We start from the raw sequence: 16,552 nt of genomic DNA, 5'->3' as shown, positions 1-16,552 counted from the left end.
TCGGGATGATCAGCCCGGTGGCCTTCGAGGCCCGAATGATCGCTTAAGTCGGTGTCCACCAACGCTGGGCAAGATCAGGTTGTCATCACCCCTCGCGTGCCAGCGCAGAGACGGTGAAGACAATGATTACTGGAGTTATCGACGGGAACCCAGGATTCTGAAGTGAGGAATGAGGCCTAGAGCATATAAAAAGAATAAAAAGAGTATAGGGTGACGAATCGGTAGGTACGTACTGTTTATTGAAGTTGATATAATTTAATTAAAATTAAAATTTTCCAATGCCGAAGTGTCGGTTTCGATGAGATCCAATGCCTCATAGGTATAACGCTTTTGAGCCTTCACCGCCCGGGTATAGAGCTCATGTAGTGCGTCGTATTCACCCGGCAGTTGCTGGTTGAATTCCGCAGCTTCGAATTTCGCCATCAGCGCCTTGGCATCGTCGATGAGCCGCTGCAGCTCTGCCAACACGAATTCATAGTCTTCCACTGTCATTGGAACTACCTGGAAAGGATGGGTTTGACACATGAAAACACACTGAAGCGTCAGTCATTGGGCCAATTAAAGAAGCATTTTGTCGTCTGCTCGGCAATCGAAAGCAGGATGCAAAAAGGCCGGCTTGCGCCGGCCTAGATGACTACCGTTACCGCTGAGGGAATTAACCCAGCAGAGACAGTACGGACTGCGGCAGTTGGTTAGCCTGCGCGAGGACCGAGGTACCCGCCTGCTGCAGAATCTGGTTTTTGGTCATGTTGGCCACCTCGGTCGCATAGTCGGCATCTTCGATGCGCGAGCGAGCAGCAGAGAGGTTGGTCTCGGTGGTGCTCAGGTTAGTGATCGCCGAATCGAAGCGGTTTTGGATGGCACCCAAGTCAGAGCGAAGAGAATCAACTTGAGACAGTGCATCATCAAGTTGCCCCAAGGGGTTTTCTGAACGCTCGCTTTCAGTAACAGCGTCAAAGGTCAATTCGCCTTCTTGACCAACGAAGACCTGACGGGCGCTGCCATCCGTTACAGTGCCATCTTCTTGAACGAATCGCTCAATAGTAGAAGAGGCTTCGGTGACCAGTGCACCATCAGCATTGCTGTAAACATCTGTAGTGTTAGTGTTTACCGTTGCGCTTCCTGTAGTAGCAACATCGCTACCGCCAGTATCAAAAGCAGAAGTGCCACTACCATCGCTGCTGCTTGTGGTGGTGATGGTAAGAGTACCTTTATCAACTGAGGTGGTGTAGTCGCTAGAGGTGTCCATAGTGTTGAATGACGGAGAGGCACCGAAATCACCCAAGCCCGAGTCAAAATCGCCATCTTTGATTGCTGTCGCGAAAGCGTTAGCTACCTGTTCGGCGGTGACGTCTTGGCTTGCGGTAAAGGTGACACCATCCAAAGTGTAGGCATCCCCCGCCTTCATGTTGCCGAACTCGACGTCTAGGCTAGCCGCGTCCGTTCCATCACCATAATCTGTGGTGATTTGCAGTGCTTGCAAATTACGATCAACGTTGCCATTGGCGTCAACAGCGAACTCGTTACCTCCATCATTCACGGTGAAGGTACTGCCTTCCATCTGTTTAGCCAGCTTGTCGGCGCTGATAGTGGCGTCTTTTACGTCAATGGCACCGTTCGCAGTGTCGGCACTATACGTGGTACCGTTGAAAGTGATGCTGCCGCCGGTGCCGGCTGCTTGGCCGTCAGTTGTAATAGTAGCAGTGGTTGAATCACCTACACTGGCAGCGTCCAGTACTGTTTCATCTCCAGTACCACCGCTAGCAGTGAAGACTAGGTCATTGCTGTTCGAACTGACAGTAATGTTTGTTAGTCCGTTGAAGCCAGTAGCATCGCCTGTAAATTCACCCTGAGAAACAGTGGCATCATTATTGTTAAGATAAGTAGAGAATGCGTTAGCGACCTCTGTATTTGTTGCCCCACCTTTACCCGCAGTGAAAGTCAGGTCATTAATCGTGACCGATTGGCCCTCTGTAAGTGCACCAAAGGTAACAGTGTTAGTAGCGTTGGCGCCAGTAACAACATTTGATGTGGGTGCTGATGGCGCAGATACAGACTGCGCTCCCATGCTTTCCAGCACGCTATCAACTGTCGCACGAGCAAGTGTACCGCCAGAGCCATCCGTATTGGTCTGAGATAGGTTCCCATCCGCGGTAAGGTAAAGTGCGTCGCCCGTGTCGGCAGAAGACAGGTTGCCATCACTGTCGACAACGACATCCTGAGTGCCACCACCTGAGCCATCTTCGATATTGATGGTCATGGTATTGGTGGCGCCAGCTTCACTAGGAATCAGGCGTTTGGCCACATCTGAGAAGGCAGCATCCTGAGCATCAAAGCTATAGCTATCGGAGTTGGCGTCATAAGTATAGGTGCCACCAGTTACGGTCGCCGCTGACCCCATACCGGTGTTCTTACCTGAATAGGTAATTTCAGCACCGTCAGAGACACTGCCCAGAACATCGCTAGCGGTCGCTGCGGTATTTTGAAGCTCGTTGGTGAAACGCTCAACGCCGTTGGTGACACCCTGCGATTCAAAGCCGCCAAGGGTCAGGTCATCTTTGGTAGCTGCAGTGTTGTCAACTTCGCCCTTGCCATTGACGTTGAAGCCGGTCAGGCCCAGCGTTTCGGCATTGATTTCCTTCAGGTTGATGGTGATCGCTTCACCGTCGTTCGCGCCGACCTGAATTTTCAACCCTGAATCAGACTGGAGCACCTTGGTGCCGTTGAAACCCGTCTCGTCGGAGATACGGTTGATCTCGTCTAGACGCTGATTGATTTCGTTCTGGATGGAATTGAGATCGTCCTGCGAGTTGGTACCGTTGGTCGCCTGAACGGTCAGCTCGCGGATGCGCTGCAGGTTGTCGTTGACCTGATTCAGCGCACCTTCTGTGGTCTGGGCCAGAGAGATACCGTCGTTGGCGTTGCGCTGTGCCTGAGACAGGCCGGTGATCTGGCTGCTCATGCGGTTGGCGATGGCCTGACCGGCTGCATCATCCTTGGCGCTGTTGATGCGCGAACCGGAAGAAAGACGCTCCATGGCGGTCTGGAGAGAACTGGCTGATTTGTTCAGGTTCTGCTGACCGATCAGCGAGGTGATGTTGGTATTGATAACTGCCATTGTCGTATTCCTTTCTCACATGAGAGGGCAATTTGGGCCTGATCCGCTGCGCGATGGCAGGTAATGCCGGATCCTGCTGCAACGGCCCCGTGGCCGTTACCCCTGTTATCGGCGCTACCCAATTTTGCTTTAGGCCCATTTGAGAAATTTTTGATGTTCGTGTGCGCAGCATGGATTCGGCCTTCGAGAAGTGCCTGGCTGCCTGGCGTGAAGCGGGGCGCAGAAAGCCACTTGGGTAGCCCCGGCTTCGGCCATGCCCCGTGTGGAAGGCGCGATGCCGGCGCCGATCTATAGTGATGTGGCGTTTCATCGTATGGCGCTCCGCTCCGGTGGCGTTCGATAGCCCGGACGCGCCCGGTCTCCGTGATGCTGCTTTCGTGGTGGCGTTGATCTGGCCTGCGGTATCGCTGGCGATCTGGACGGTCCGGGGGGCTGGAGCCGCAACAGGTCCTTCCCTACAGGTCTTCCTAGTAGGCCTTTTGTTACAGACCTTCCGTTACAGATCTTTCTCTCCAACCCGTTCGAAGCCGCCTGGGCTTGATAGCCGAGGCGGAATGAGATTCACTGGCTTGCCTGAACGGGGGCGGCTTTGGTGATTTTTGAGGCGAATTTGGCTAGACTGGGCTGGCTCTTTGGATAGTCATCGATTATTTTTCGGCAGCAAATTATTCATTCCGTTCTACGCTAGTCACAACTATTTATTAATCAGGCTTGTTGCGGCCCGTTTCGGGCCATTTTTCAGGATCCCAATTAATTATTATGCCTCGCACGATGGATGAACGTGAAAAACTCCGTAAGTTTCGTGAACTCGATGATGCTTTTGCCCAGGCGCTCCGTGATCTCGACGGTGGGTCTCGATCCGGTCGATCGGTAGAAGCGGAGCCGGAAAATACGCTTCCGGCGTTCGAGGAACGCCTGCACAGCCTGATGGCCGAGTACGCGTTGAGCCAGAGCTGTGTGCATGAAATGCTGAGCACGTTACTGGAGTACAAGAGAATTCGATAAGTCTCATTATCCGGCGAGATGGCTTGTTTCGATGACGGCGGGTCGGTTTTAAACTGGGTTTTAACTCTTTCTGAGACTGCCGAGGCGCTCAGTGTCTCCACTGGTGCATGTCTTGTTATCGATAGGGTCATCAAGCCGGATTGTCTGCCGTCAGGATATTAACGGGAAACGAGAGATAACGGCGTTGAGGAAGACCGTGAGATAAAACCAGCCCAGCGCCATGCGGTTCTCTGTTTTGCTCGTTCTACTGAATTCGCGGTGAAGAAACCATCGAGAAGCCGCTTTGCTTTCATTCGCCAGGGATGCGGTGAAGCCAAGGCAGCGGCGGCGGTGTCTCCAGGCGCTGCGATGGCTTCAGGCAGGGCATGGCGCCTGCTGCTCGGGCGTCGGGAGACCGGCAACCCATCGAAAGCCGCCCCCGGTAAGATCCCGATATTATTCTGCTGACAAGTTATCGAGGGTTCATTAACCTCGCTGCCTACCGGAAAACATGGGACCCGGTGGGCGCGGTTTAATGTTGCTCTGTTTTCAATTTGTGAGGTAACGGCATGGGTTGGGATTGCCCCAAGAGTCTCTGGCGGCTGGGGTTTGCACTGGTATTGGTATACGCCGCTCTGGGTATTGCAGCGCACCCGCTGAAAGATGTCATCGAGCCTTATATGGCTTTTCTAGGGCTGGTTTCCCTGTTGATTTTTGGTGGCTGGCGCCGAAGGAGCGCTGCCCTGGGCTTGCTGGTTGCGATCTGCCTGGTGCAGCTTCTCAGTTGGTGGCTCGCCATTGCCGATCATCCCCAGTGGGCCAGGCCCAACCCGGATACCGAGCGGATGGCGAAGCTTTTTATTTTCATTGCCATTGCCTGGTGGCTGCGTGGGAGTCTCCGCCATGTTTTCTGGGTCTGGGGGCTGGCGCTCCTGGCGTTCCTGCTGACGACGGTGATCTTCCCAGAAGGGCGTGATTCATGGGCCGCTGGCCTGCAGGGCGAGCGCGTCGGCTTTGGCATCCAGAACAATCAGCATGCCTCGATGTTGTTTGGGGTCGCGCTGATTGGGCTCATGGCCTTTGCCAGGCGTTTCTGCTGGTCCGGCGGGCTTCGATGGGGGCGTGCATGCCTCTGGCTGGGGCTGACGCTGATGACACTGGTGGGGATCCTGTTCGGTCAGACTCGAGCCGTCTGGCTGGCGCTGCTGGTGTCCTCGGTCGTTGCATTGGCAGTGGTCGGATGGTACGCCAGGAAGCGTTACCAGGTCCGTCTATGGAACCGAACGACGATTTCCATTGGCGTTGTTCTCGTGGTGGCTGGCGGGATCGTCGCCGCTTCGTTCGGGCATGTGCTGACTGACCGGGTGTTCACCGAGGATCAGGTCATCGCGCAGCTGCTCTCCGGGAAGCTGGATACGCTCCCCTATACCAGCATCGGTATTCGGATTCATTCCTGGGTCGCGGCTACGCACTGGATCGCTGAAAGACCGTGGCTGGGATGGGGTAGCAATGGGCGCGAGCTGGTCATCGATCATACGTCGTGGCTTCCCGAGTTCGTGAAAGCGCACTTCGGCCATTTGCATAATTTCCTGCTGGAGACACTGGTCAATTATGGCGTGCTCGGCTTGGCCGTGATGGGCGCGCTGGTCGCATGGGTTGCTGTCATCAGCTGGAAAGCCTGGAAGCGCGGCGACATGCCCAACGACGTGGCGTTGTTTGCGCTGGCTTTCTTCTTTTACTGGCTGGTGGTCAATCAGTTCGAGTCCTATCTCTCCTTCTGGACGGGTATCTACGTGCACAACCTGATCGTGGCAGGACTCCTCACGCTGTACTGGCGTTCCCCGGGCGATTCGGGCCATGTCGGCAAAAACCGATTACCATGAGGCCTGAAATGGGCACCAAGCGCGGTCAGCCGCGCTTTTTACACGCTGATTGCATACGACGGTTGAAGGGATAGCAATGCGAATCACGATTTTCGGTACCGGATATGTGGGCCTGGTGACTGGCGCCTGCCTGGCTGATGCCGGCCATGAAGTCATGTGCATGGATATCGACGAAGGAAAGGTCGCGCGCCTCAAGCAGGGCGAGATTCCGATCTATGAACCCGGGTTGGAAACGTTGGTCATCGAGAACGTCGGCCAGCAGCGTCTATCGTTCACGACCGATGCGGCGGAGGCGGTGGCGTTCGGCACGTTGCAGTTCATCGCGGTGGGCACGCCGCCCGATGAGGATGGCAGTGCCGATCTGCAGTATGTGCTGGCGGTCGCCAGGACCATTGGTCGGTACATGGATGATTATAAGGTCGTGATCGACAAGTCCACGGTGCCGGTCGGTACGGCGGACCGCGTTCATGAAGCCATCGCCGGCACCCTGACCGAGCGTGGCGCCAAGCTGGACTTCGATGTCTGCTCGAACCCGGAGTTTCTCAAGGAAGGCGCAGCCATCGAGGACTTCACCCATGGCGCGCGTATCGTCGTGGGCACCGAGTCGGATCGGGTCAAGTCGTTGATGCGGGAGTGTTATGCCCCGTACAACCGCCGCGTCGAGAAGCTGATGTTCATGGACGTGCGCAGCGCGGAGCTGACCAAGTACGCCGCCAACGCCATGCTGGCGACCAAGATCAGTTTCATGAACGAGATCGCCAACCTGGCCGAGCGGTTGGGAGCGGATATCGAACAGGTTCGCCGTGGCATCGGCAGCGATCCGCGAATCGGCTACCACTTCATCTATCCCGGCTGCGGGTACGGCGGCTCCTGCTTCCCGAAGGACGTTCAGGCGCTGGCGCGAACTGCCAGCCAGATCGGTTACGACCCGCAACTGCTCAATGCCGTCGAAGCCGTCAACGACCGCCAGAAGGCGACCCTGTTCGGCAAGCTGAACCAGGCATTCGATGGGCAGCTGGAAGGCAAGACGGTGGCGGTCTGGGGGCTGGCGTTCAAACCCAATACTGATGACATGCGCGAAGCGCCCAGCCGTCACCTGATGGAGTCGCTCTGGGCGGCGGGTGCCAAGGTTCAGGCCTATGATCCGGAGGCAATGGAAGAATGTCATCGCATCTACGGTGAACGCAGCGACCTGATGCTGGCCGATGGGCGCGACGCGGCGTTGAACGGGGCCGATGCCCTGGTGATCTGCACGGAGTGGAAATCCTTCCGCACGGTGGATTTCGCCCACTTGCAGCGCACGCTGAAGACCCCGGTCATCGTGGACGGGCGCAACCTGTTCGAGCCGGCACAAGTCCGCGCGGCCGGGCTGCTCTACTTCGCGGTGGGGCGTGGCGATTCGCTGCAGGTCGGTCAGCGCAAGGCCCACTGAAGCCAGGCAGTTTCATGTCATCGCCTGAAGCCCGATACCGTTTGGTGTCGGGCTTTTTTGTCGCTAGGCTCGATAGCGTCGAGCGCTCTTCCACCACAGCAAAGCCAAGGATGTGCCCATGCTGATTCCCGTTGTCCTGGCCGGCGGTTCCGGCTCTCGCCTGTGGCCGATGTCGCGGGCGAGCCATCCCAAGCAGTTCCTCCGGATCACGGGGGCGCGCAGCATGCTGGTGGAAACGCTGGCGCGCTTCGAGCCTCTGGATGTCGCGGAGCCGATCGTCGTCTGTCAGGAGGCGCACCGCTTTCTGGTGGCCGAGCAGTTGCGTGAAGCGGGCTGGTCGGCGGATATCCTGCTCGAGCCGGCGATGCGCAACACCGCACCGGCCATCGCGCTGGCTGCGTTGCAGGCCATGAGCCGTGATCCGGCTGCGCTGATGCTGGTATTGCCGGCCGATCATGCGATCGCCAGCCCCGAGGCGCTGATTCAGGCGATGGTGCCGGCGCAGGCAGCGGCCAGGCAGGGCAGGTTGGTGACGTTCGGCGTGACGCCGACCCGTGCGGAGACCGGCTACGGTTATATCGAAATAGGCATCGAGACCGGTATCGACATCGAGCCGGACGAAGCGTCCGGCACCGAGGCGATGCCGATCCGGCGCTTCGTCGAAAAGCCCGATGCGGAGACCGCACAGGCGTATGTCGCCAGCGGCCGCTACCTGTGGAACAGCGGCATGTTTCTGATGCGAGCGGACCGCTACCTGCAGGAACTCGAGCAGCAGCGTCCGGCGATGTTGGAGGCGGTCACGAAAGCCTGGGAAGGGCGCCAGGCCGATCTCGATTTCCTGCGGGTCGCGGCAGAGCCCTTCGTCGGCTGTGACGCCGAGTCGATCGACTGCGCCGTGATGGAAAATACCGCGGACGCCAGCGTGGTTGCGCTCGACGCAGGCTGGTCGGATGTGGGCTCCTGGCAGTCGTTGTGGGAGATCTCCCCGAAGGATGGTAACGGCAACGCGCTTCGCGGCGATGTGGTCGCCGACGACGTGAACGGCTGCCTGATTCACAGCGACAGCCGTCTGGTGGCGGCGGTCGGCATACGCGATCTGTTGGTGATCGAGACGCCGGACGCGGTGATGGTCGCGCATCGGGACGCCGCGCAGGCGGTCAAGGTCATCGCGGAAACGCTCAAGCGCCAGAATCGCCCCGAGTGGGACCAGCATCGCCGTGTTCATCGCCCCTGGGGCAGCTATGATGGCGTGCATGCCGCCGAGCGGTATCAGGTCAAGCATATCCGGGTGACCCCCGGCGGCCGGCTGTCACTCCAGAAGCACCTCCATCGTGCCGAGCACTGGATCGTGGTACGCGGCACCGCTCGGGTGACGCGCGGCGGGGAGATATTCCTGCTGGAAGAGAACCAGTCCACCTATATCCCCCTTGGCGTGGTTCATCGCCTCGAGAATCCCGGCAAGATCGAGCTGGAGTTGATCGAAGTGCAAAGCGGCAGTTATCTCGGCGAAGACGATATCGAGCGCTTCGACGACGCCTATCATCGCGATTGAGCGCCACTTGAGTGCCACTTGAGGGCTACTTGAACGTCAGAACTCTAATTGCACATCAGGATCGAACTCAGGAATTCGGCTGGCCGTCGGCGTCATTGGGTAGCGCGTTGTCGCCCATGGCTTCCGCCAGCGGCGGCTGAGGTTCGTTGCCGCCGTTGCGCATTGGCATCTGCAGACGCACGGTGGGGAGATACTCCGGGTAGTGCCGGCAGATGAAATCGATCAGCCCTTCACGGATCGCGCAGCGCAGATCGAACGTGTTGGGCCCGCCGGTGGCGCTGACCAGCACGCGCAGCTGCTTGTTGCGCTCGGTCATCTCCAGTGTCTGCACGACGCAGACGCGGCGGTTCCACAACGGCGAGGCTTCCGCCAGACGTTGCGCTTCCTCTCTCAGCGGCTCCATGGGCAAGTGGTAATCCGCGTACAGGATGACCGTTCCGATGAGGTCCTTGTCGCGGCGTGTCCAGTTCTCGAACGCGTGGTCGACGAAATAGGTGATCGGCAGGACCAGCCGCCGCCAGTCCCACAATCTCACGACGACATAGGTGAGCGTCAGCTCCTCGACCCAGCCCCATTCGCCTTCGACGATCACCGCGTCGTTCAGCTGCACCGGCTGCGTCAGCGCGATCTGGATGCCGGCGATCAGGTTGCCCAACACCTTCTGCGCGGCAAAGCCCAGTACCACACCGAGAATGCCTGCCGAGGCCAGAATGCTGGTGCCGAGCTGGCGGACTTTCTCGAACACCATCATCATCGAGGCGACGGCCAGAACGATGATGATGAAGTTGATCAACTTGCGCAGCACGGTGATCTGGGTATGCACCTTGCGTGCGATAGCGTCCTCCTCGTCACCGAAGCGGTAGCGTTCGCTCAGCGCTCGCTCGCTGATGTTGACGCCGTGGATCAGTATGCCCGCGATGCTGGCGATGAGGATCAGGCTGGCGAGGTTGTGCAGCGCCGTGTCCAGGCGTACCGAGGTGACGAAAATCGGGAACAACGAGAACAGGACGAAGATGGGTATCAGTACTGCCAGGCACCTCACCATGAACGGCACCAGGAAGCGTTCCAGCATCGACTTGCGCCGGCCGGCCCAGCGATCCATGACCTTGACGAGACGTCGTGACATTCGCACCAGCAGCCATACACCCAGCAGCGCCGCGCAGAAGTGCGCCGCCGTCATGATCAGCGAGTGACCCTGCACGGCTGGCGGAATCAGGAAATACGCCGCGCCAAACAATCCGTATGTCCACAGGACGGCAACCAGCGGTGGGTGGATGGCGATTGCCGTCGTGCTCATCAGATGCAGACGACTGTCGTTGAGCCTTCGCAGGCGGAAGTGAATGTACTTGAGCAGTACGTGGGCGACGATGGTCACGCCGATGATGGCCGCTGCCATGATCCAGAAAGGCAGCGCATCAAGCCACTGCACGATCAGGGTATTGATAAACGCTGCATTGGTAACCGATGCATTCATGAATGAGCCTGTTGATGACGAGGATCGATTCATTCAAGCGTAGGCGGTTTGGCTACAACTTTCGTCGCGGCAGGCAGTTTTGTTCGAGAGCCTTCGCGGCTCGCAGGCAAACGCGCCCGCCCGGGAACCCGAGCGAGCGCGTGGGGCAGGTTACGGTTACTGGGAAAGCCCGATCTGGCGCGAGATGTCTTCGATCTGGGCGATCTGGTCGTTGACGAACGTGGTGAAGGCTTCGCCATGCATCTCGAAGGGCATCAGGCCGTTCTGCGTCATGACGCCTTTCCACTCGTCACTCGCGTACAGCGTGTCGACGGTGTCCACCCACCACTCATAGGCGTCTTCGGAGACGTCCGCCGGCATGTAGAACCCGCGCCAGTTGGGGGCGATCGTGTCGATGCCCTGTTCGCGTGCCGTCGGCCACTGGTGCAGTTTGCCGGGCAGGCGCTCTTCGGAGAGGATCGCCAGGGGGCGCAGGTCGCCGGATTCGATGAAGCTGACCACCTCCGAAATGTCGCCGGTGAAGGCGTCCACATGGCCGCCCAGGGTCTGGGTCACTGCCTCGCCGCCGCCGTTGTAGCCCAGGTAGGCGATGCGGGCCAGATCATCGACGCCGGCCTCGTTGGCGGTCATCAGCAGTTTCAGGTGATCCCAGCCGCCGGAAGCAGTACCGCCGGTGAAGGTCAGCGCGCGCGGGTCTTCCTTGAGCGCTGCCATGACTTCATTGAGCGACTGATAGGGAGAGTCGGCGGCGACCGCAATCACGCCGTAGTCCGCTCCCAGCGTGCCGATCCAGTTGACCATGCCGGCGTTCATTCCCGGGAACTGGCCGCGTGCCAGGCCTGTCGTGGTCACGGTGCTGGCGGCGACGATCAGGTTCTCCTGTCCGGCGCGCTTCTGGACCACGTGGGAGAAGCCGACGCCGCCGCTGGCACCCGGCATGTTGGTGGTCTGCACGTTGCCGTCGACCAGACCGAGATCGCCGAGCACCCGGCCGACGGAGCGGCAGGTGAAGTCCCAGCCGCCGCCGGGATTGGCCGGGGCGATGCAGTCTACCTTGCCGCTCTGCTCGAAGGCCTGGGAAGTGCTGGCGGCGCTCAAGAGCAGGCCGCCGGCGATCAGCGTTTTCAGGCTACGTGGGGTCATGGCGTGTTCCTCTTCGTGTTGTTATCGAGCTGCGCTTTCGCTCGTTGCTCGTTGCTCGTTGCCTTCTGGCCGCTGCTCACGATCGATCGACAGCGAACATGGCGCAGCGGTGTGTCTCGAGAGGACTCTAGCGAGCGGCGTCGGCGGGAAAAATTGGCATTTGAACAAGCGAGCCTTCGCGCTTTTCGAAGGGTTTACACCTTCGTCGTAACACCAGCGGAAGCCGAGTTGCGGGCGTCTTCGGCATCGGCACCGACATCGGCATCGGCGTCAGTATCAGTATCGGGGCCGGGATCCCGCGAACTGGCGCCGGCGAGGTGCTCGACCATCTGGCGGGCGATCAGCGGCAGGGCCTCCAGATCGCGGACGCCGATGACCAGTTCCCGTTCCGCCCACTCGTCGATCAGCGGAATCGTCGCCAGCGACAGGCTTTCCCGATAGGCGGCGACGGCGCGGGCCGGGAGAATGCCGATGCCCATGCCGCGATCGATCATCCGGCAGATGCCTTCGAAGCTGCGTACCTGGATGCGCATCCGCAGCGGCTGCGCCAGACGTTGGGAATCCTGGTGCAACAGGGCGTGAAGCGAGGAGTCCTGCTCCAGGCCGATGAAGTCGTAATCCAGCGTCTCGGCGAAGGCGAGGCGCTGGCGTGTGGCCAGCGGGTGATCCCGGGCCGTGACCAGGACCAGCCGATCCCGGCGATAGGGGTGGATCGACAATCCTTCGGCGGGAATATGAGCGGAGAAGATGCCGATATCGGTGAGGCCGTCGCGCACCGCTGCGATGATCTCGTGGCTCAAGCGCTCCTGCATGTCGATGCGGATCTGCGGGTAGCGCGCGGTGAAATCGCTCAGGTCGTCGGGAAGGAATTCGATCACCGCCGAGGTGTTGGCATGCAGGCGCACGTGGCCACGGATCCCCACGCTGTACTCGCTCAAATCGGCGTTGAGATGATCGAGGCTGTCGAGCATGTGGCGGGCGTGATGGAGCAGGGCGTGGCCGGCGGGCGTCAGCTCGACGCCACGCGGGCGCCGGTAGAGCAGTGTCGTCGAAAGCTGCGTTTCCAGATCGCTGATCCGCTTGCTGACCGCCGCCAGCGCCAGGTGCTCGCGTTCGGCTGCACGGGTCAGGCTGCGCGAATCGGCAATCGCGACGAATAGCTTGAGGGTGACGAAGTCGAGTCGTTTCATGGCGATTGGCATCGGAGCGGAGCGATTGACGCCCTACTGTAGCGTTCGTCGCTGACGAAGCCTAGCTTGACGATCGCCTAATTGTTGCCGCGCGTCGGCTGGGTCAACCTCTGACCATCGATAGAAGACACATCATTAGCGGTGTTTCGACACCGTTGGACATTCACGGAGGAGAGCGACATGGCGACCGGCGACGACAAGGCGGTCAGCGACAATGCACAGGCGCTGGCGGGACTCAAGGTGGTGGAGCTGGGCCAGCTGATCGCGGGGCCTTTCGCCAGCAAGTTGCTGGGGGAATTCGGCGCGGATGTGGTCAAGATCGAGCCGCCGGGAACGGGCGATCCGCTGCGCAAGTGGCGCGTGCTCAAGGACGACACTTCGCTGTGGTGGCACGTCCAGACTCGCAACAAGCGCTCGCTGGCACTCGACCTGCGCTCCGAGGAGGGCCAGGAGATCGTGCGGCGTCTGGTCGACGAGGCGGACATCGTGATCGAGAACTTCCGCCCCGGCACGCTCGAGAAGTGGGGCCTGGGGTGGGAGACGCTGAGTCAACGCAATCCCGGCCTGATCATGGTGCGTATCTCCGGCTACGGCCAGACCGGCCCCTATCGCGACCGCCCGGGATTCGGCGTCATCGGCGAGGCGATGGGCGGGCTGCGCTATCTTTCCGGCCACCCGGACCAGCCCTCGGTGCGGGTGGGTATCAGCATCGGCGATTCGCTGTCCGCGCTGTACGGCGTGATCGGCGCCTTGCTGGCGTTGCAGGAGCGTCATCGCAGCGGGCAGGGGCAGTACATCGATGTCGCGCTCTACGAATCGGTGTTCGCGATGATGGAGAGCCTGATCCCCGAATACGACGGCGCAGACGTGATCCGCGAGCCCAGCGGCAGCGCCTTGCCGGGCATCACGCCCTCCAATGCCTATCCCTGCGCGTCGGGCGAAGGCGTGGGTGAGGAGTACGTCCTGATCGCCGGCAATGGCGATAGCATCTTCAAGCGCTTGATGACGGCGATCGGCCGCCAGGATCTCGCCGACGACCCGCGCTTCGCCCACAACGATGGCCGCAGCCGCCACGCCGAACTGATCGACGGGGCGATCGCGGACTGGACCCGGCAGCACGAGCGCGACTACGTGCTCGACGTGCTGGAGAGCGCTCACGTGCCGGTGGGCTACCCCTATACGGCCAAAGACATCGTCGCCGATCCGCACTATCTGGCGCGAGAGATGATCGAGACCATTCGGCTGGGCGATGGCGAATCGCTCAAGGTGCCCGGCGTGCTGCCCAAACTGAGCCGCACGCCGGGTCGGATCGAGGGTGGCGGCCCGGCGCTGGGGCAGCATACCCAGGATGTGCTCGACGAGCTGGGGATCGACCGCGAAACCCAGGCGAAAATGCGTGAAAGAGGAGTGATCTGATGACCGATTCGATGACCGGGACGAACACCCAGACCCGCGTCGCCATCAATGACGTGGCGCCGCGAGACGGTCTGCAGATCGAATCGCGCTTCGTGCCGACGGAAGAGAAGATTCGGCTGATCGACGCGCTGTCCCGTACCGGGTTGGCGAAGATCGAGGCGACGTCGTTTACCTCGCCCAAGGCGATTCCCAACCTGCGCGACGCCGAAGAGGTCATGCGTGGCATCGAGCGCGTGCCGGGGGTCGACTATGTCGTGCTGGTGCCCAACGAGAAGGGGGCCGAGCGCGCGCTGGCCTGCGGTGTCGACGAGATCAATCTGGTGCTGTCGGCCAGCGACAGCCATGGTCGTGCCAATCTGCGCATGACGGCGGAACAATCGCTCGAGCGCTTCGCCAATATTCTCGAGATCACCAAGGGTAGCGATGTGTTCGTCAACGCCTCGATCTCGACGGCCTTTGGCTGCCCGTTCGAGGGCGAGGTGCCGTTCAAGCGGGTGCTTTCGATCACCGAAAAGCTGTTGGCGCTGGGCGTGCAGGGGATCTCCCTCTGCGATACCACCGGCATGGCCAATCCGCGCCAGATTGCCGATCTCTGTCGTGAGACGCTGAGCCGCTGGCCGTGGCTGCCGGTAACGCTTCACGTCCACAACACGCGCGGCATGGGGCTAGCCAATGCGCTGGTGGCGTGGCAGAACGGCATCACCCGGTTCGACGCCTCGCTGGGCGGCCTGGGGGGCTGTCCGTACGCGCCCGGCGCCACCGGCAACGTCTGCACCGAAGACCTGGTTCACATGTTCGAGCAGATGGGCGTCGATACCGGCGTGGATCTCGAACGGCTGATCATCGCCGCCGAACTGCTGCCGGCGATGATCGGCCACGACGTGCCGGGCCAGGTGGTCAAGGCCGGCACCTCGGACCGCCGTTATCCGCTACCGGAGGCAGCGATCGGCTAGGAAGCCGCGGGATACGCGCGCACGGGAATCGGGAGTCAGAAATCGAGAGTCACGCCGCTACCGCATCGCGGTCGTGAACCAGGCGCCCGTTGGCCCAGCTTGCCGCGACCGTGCGGTCGTCGCCCAGCATCATCATGGCGAACAGGCGCTCCGACAGGGTCTTGGTCTGCGACAGGCGGCGCGCCATCAACGGGGTGGATTCAGGGTCGAGAACGACGATATCCGCCTCGAACCCCGCCTGCAGGCTGCCGATCCTGTCATCCAGATGCAGCGCCCGCGCGTTGCCGAGGGTGAGACGGTAGAACCCCTGCCAGCCGGTCAGCGCCTGGCCGAGCAGAGCACCGACTTGATAGGCGCCCTGCAGGGTGCCGAACCCCGAGAGCGAAGTGCCGCCACCGACATCGCTGGCCAGCGATGTCGCGAGCCCCGCGTCCCGACACGCCAGGCGATCCATCAACCCGCTGCCCAGAAACAGGTTCGAGGTCGGGCAGAAGGCGACGTTGGCGCCACGCTGGGCCAGCCGCCGACGCTGCTCGTCATTCAGGTGAATGCCGTGGGCGAAGGTGCTGCGCGGCCCGACCAGATCGTACCGCTCGTAGACGTCGAGATAGTCCCGGCTTTCCGGGAACAGCTCCGCCACCCAGGCGACCTCGCCGCGATTCTCGGACAGGTGAGTCTGCAGATAGAGATCCGAAGCGTTGCGCAGCACGCCGCCCACGGCGTCGAGCTGCTCGCGGGTGGAGGTCGGCGCGAAACGTGGCGTCAGGGTGTAGCTGAGCCGATCGCGGCCGTGCCAGTCGGCGATCAGGCGTTCGCTGTCGCGCACGCCGCCCAGCGTGTCGTCGGTCAGCGCCTCCGGGGCGTGGCGATCCATCAGCACCTTGCCGGCGATCATGCGTAGCTGGCGACGCTGGGCGGCGCTGAAGAAGCTGTCGACCGACACCGGATGCGAAGAGCAGAACACCTGGGCGGTCGTGGTGCCGACGCGCAGCATCTCGTCCAGGAACCGCTCGGCGCCGGCCTGGGCATAAGCGGCGTCGGCAAACCGGCATTCGGCGGGGAAGGTGTAGTCGTTGAGCCAGTCGAGCAGCTGGCGGCCATAGGACGCCATGATGTCGAGCTGCACGTAATGCACGTGGCTGTCGATGAAGCCCGGCATCATCAGCTTGTCGCGGTAATCGACGATCTCGATGCCTGCCGGCAGCCGGTCGACCAGCGCCTCGAAAGCGTCGACGGCCTGGATATGGCCGTCGACGATCCAGATCGCGCCATCCTCCAGATATCGCGTGGTATCGGGCAGCGGCGTCGCCTCCTCTCCGGGATCGCCGAGGCAGGTGAACAGGGGGCCGCGGAGCAGGCGTTGGTACGTGTTCATGATCTCTACCTATGATTTTCGACCGAAGATTC

At 60.7% G+C, this 16,552-nt stretch carries 12 protein-coding genes; 6 read left to right on the top strand and 6 right to left on the bottom strand.

The window, feature by feature from the left end:
* Positions 1 to 255: 255 nt before the first annotated feature.
* A complete protein-coding gene (locus BC443_RS01765; protein WP_071230114.1) occupies positions 256 to 492 on the bottom strand; it encodes a hypothetical protein in 237 nt (78 codons plus the stop codon).
* 163 nt (positions 493 to 655) lie between these two features.
* Complete coding sequence (locus tag BC443_RS19185; RefSeq protein WP_071230113.1) at positions 656 to 3,118, bottom strand: flagellin; 2,463 nt, start codon at positions 3,116 to 3,118, stop codon at positions 656 to 658.
* Positions 3,119 to 3,889: 771 nt separating this feature from the next.
* Between BC443_RS19185 and BC443_RS01755 the strand changes: the two genes are divergently transcribed.
* From BC443_RS01755 to BC443_RS01740, 4 genes are all read left to right on the top strand, one after another.
* Positions 3,890 to 4,123: a hypothetical protein gene (locus BC443_RS01755; protein ID WP_071230112.1), complete on the top strand. Its 234-nt coding sequence runs from the start codon at positions 3,890 to 3,892 to the stop codon at positions 4,121 to 4,123.
* A 548-nt stretch (positions 4,124 to 4,671) separates the two neighbouring features.
* Entirely contained in the window at positions 4,672 to 5,985 is a 1,314-nt protein-coding gene (locus BC443_RS01750) for an O-antigen ligase family protein (protein WP_071230111.1), read from the top strand.
* A gap of 76 nt (positions 5,986 to 6,061) precedes the next feature.
* A complete protein-coding gene (locus tag BC443_RS01745) occupies positions 6,062 to 7,417 on the top strand; it encodes a UDP-glucose/GDP-mannose dehydrogenase family protein (RefSeq protein WP_071230110.1) in 1,356 nt (451 codons plus the stop codon).
* Between the two features lie 118 nt (positions 7,418 to 7,535).
* The gene (locus tag BC443_RS01740) at positions 7,536 to 8,969 is read left to right on the top strand and encodes a mannose-1-phosphate guanylyltransferase/mannose-6-phosphate isomerase (protein WP_071230109.1); all 1,434 of its coding nucleotides are present in this window, start codon (positions 7,536 to 7,538) and stop codon (positions 8,967 to 8,969) included.
* A gap of 67 nt (positions 8,970 to 9,036) precedes the next feature.
* Here BC443_RS01740 and BC443_RS01735 read toward each other — a convergent pair whose 3' ends face one another.
* The 3 genes from BC443_RS01735 to BC443_RS01725 all read right to left on the bottom strand — a co-directional run bounded on the left by BC443_RS01735 (position 9,037) and on the right by BC443_RS01725 (position 12,776).
* Positions 9,037 to 10,443, bottom strand: a complete 1,407-nt coding sequence (locus tag BC443_RS01735; RefSeq protein WP_071230108.1) for a mechanosensitive ion channel domain-containing protein — start codon at positions 10,441 to 10,443, stop codon at positions 9,037 to 9,039.
* Between the two features lie 156 nt (positions 10,444 to 10,599).
* Positions 10,600 to 11,586 (bottom strand): tripartite tricarboxylate transporter substrate-binding protein, encoded by a 987-nt coding sequence (locus BC443_RS01730; protein ID WP_071230107.1) that lies wholly within the window; start codon positions 11,584 to 11,586, stop codon positions 10,600 to 10,602.
* A gap of 194 nt (positions 11,587 to 11,780) precedes the next feature.
* Positions 11,781 to 12,776 (bottom strand): LysR family transcriptional regulator, encoded by a 996-nt coding sequence (locus BC443_RS01725; RefSeq protein WP_083387153.1) that lies wholly within the window; start codon positions 12,774 to 12,776, stop codon positions 11,781 to 11,783.
* 180 nt (positions 12,777 to 12,956) lie between these two features.
* On the opposite strand from BC443_RS01725, the gene BC443_RS01720 reads away from it, so the two are divergent.
* Positions 12,957 to 14,192 (top strand): CoA transferase, encoded by a 1,236-nt coding sequence (locus tag BC443_RS01720; protein ID WP_071230106.1) that lies wholly within the window; start codon positions 12,957 to 12,959, stop codon positions 14,190 to 14,192.
* Complete coding sequence (locus tag BC443_RS01715; RefSeq protein ID WP_247643195.1) at positions 14,192 to 15,145, top strand: hydroxymethylglutaryl-CoA lyase; 954 nt, start codon at positions 14,192 to 14,194, stop codon at positions 15,143 to 15,145. Before BC443_RS01720 ends, BC443_RS01715 begins: the two co-directional genes overlap by 1 nt.
* Positions 15,146 to 15,194: 49 nt before the next feature.
* Here the strand turns inward: BC443_RS01715 and guaD are convergent, their stop codons facing one another.
* Positions 15,195 to 16,520 carry a guanine deaminase gene (gene guaD / locus BC443_RS01710; RefSeq protein ID WP_071230105.1) on the bottom strand — a complete coding sequence of 442 codons (1,326 nt, stop codon included), beginning with the start codon at positions 16,518 to 16,520 and terminating at the stop codon, positions 15,195 to 15,197.
* Between the last annotated feature and the right edge of the window lie 32 nt (positions 16,521 to 16,552).

Source organism: Salinicola sp. MIT1003 (genome assembly GCF_001858555.1).
Classification (GTDB): Bacteria; Pseudomonadota; Gammaproteobacteria; order Pseudomonadales; family Halomonadaceae; genus Salinicola; species Salinicola salarius.
Note: the sequence above shows the minus strand (reverse complement) of the source record. Positions and strands in the feature narration are given on the sequence as shown.

Bases quoted from the DNA above. Each gene is read 5' to 3' on its own strand.
- BC443_RS01755 (WP_071230112.1), top strand. From the start codon at position 3,890: ATGGATGAACGTGAAAAACTCCGTAAGTTTCGTGAACTCGATGATGCT.
- BC443_RS01725 (WP_083387153.1), bottom strand. From the start codon at position 12,776: ATGAAACGACTCGACTTCGTCACCCTCAAGCTATTCGTCGCGATTGCC.
- BC443_RS01720 (WP_071230106.1), top strand. From the start codon at position 12,957: ATGGCGACCGGCGACGACAAGGCGGTCAGCGACAATGCACAGGCGCTG.
- BC443_RS19185 (WP_071230113.1), bottom strand. From the start codon at position 3,118: ATGGCAGTTATCAATACCAACATCACCTCGCTGATCGGTCAGCAGAAC.
- BC443_RS01730 (WP_071230107.1), bottom strand. From the start codon at position 11,586: ATGACCCCACGTAGCCTGAAAACGCTGATCGCCGGCGGCCTGCTCTTG.
- BC443_RS01735 (WP_071230108.1), bottom strand. From the start codon at position 10,443: ATGAATGCATCGGTTACCAATGCAGCGTTTATCAATACCCTGATCGTG.
- BC443_RS01745 (WP_071230110.1), top strand. From the start codon at position 6,062: ATGCGAATCACGATTTTCGGTACCGGATATGTGGGCCTGGTGACTGGC.
- guaD (WP_071230105.1), bottom strand. From the start codon at position 16,520: ATGAACACGTACCAACGCCTGCTCCGCGGCCCCCTGTTCACCTGCCTC.
- BC443_RS01750 (WP_071230111.1), top strand. From the start codon at position 4,672: ATGGGTTGGGATTGCCCCAAGAGTCTCTGGCGGCTGGGGTTTGCACTG.
- BC443_RS01765 (WP_071230114.1), bottom strand. From the start codon at position 492: ATGACAGTGGAAGACTATGAATTCGTGTTGGCAGAGCTGCAGCGGCTC.
- BC443_RS01715 (WP_247643195.1), top strand. From the start codon at position 14,192: ATGACCGATTCGATGACCGGGACGAACACCCAGACCCGCGTCGCCATC.
- BC443_RS01740 (WP_071230109.1), top strand. From the start codon at position 7,536: ATGCTGATTCCCGTTGTCCTGGCCGGCGGTTCCGGCTCTCGCCTGTGG.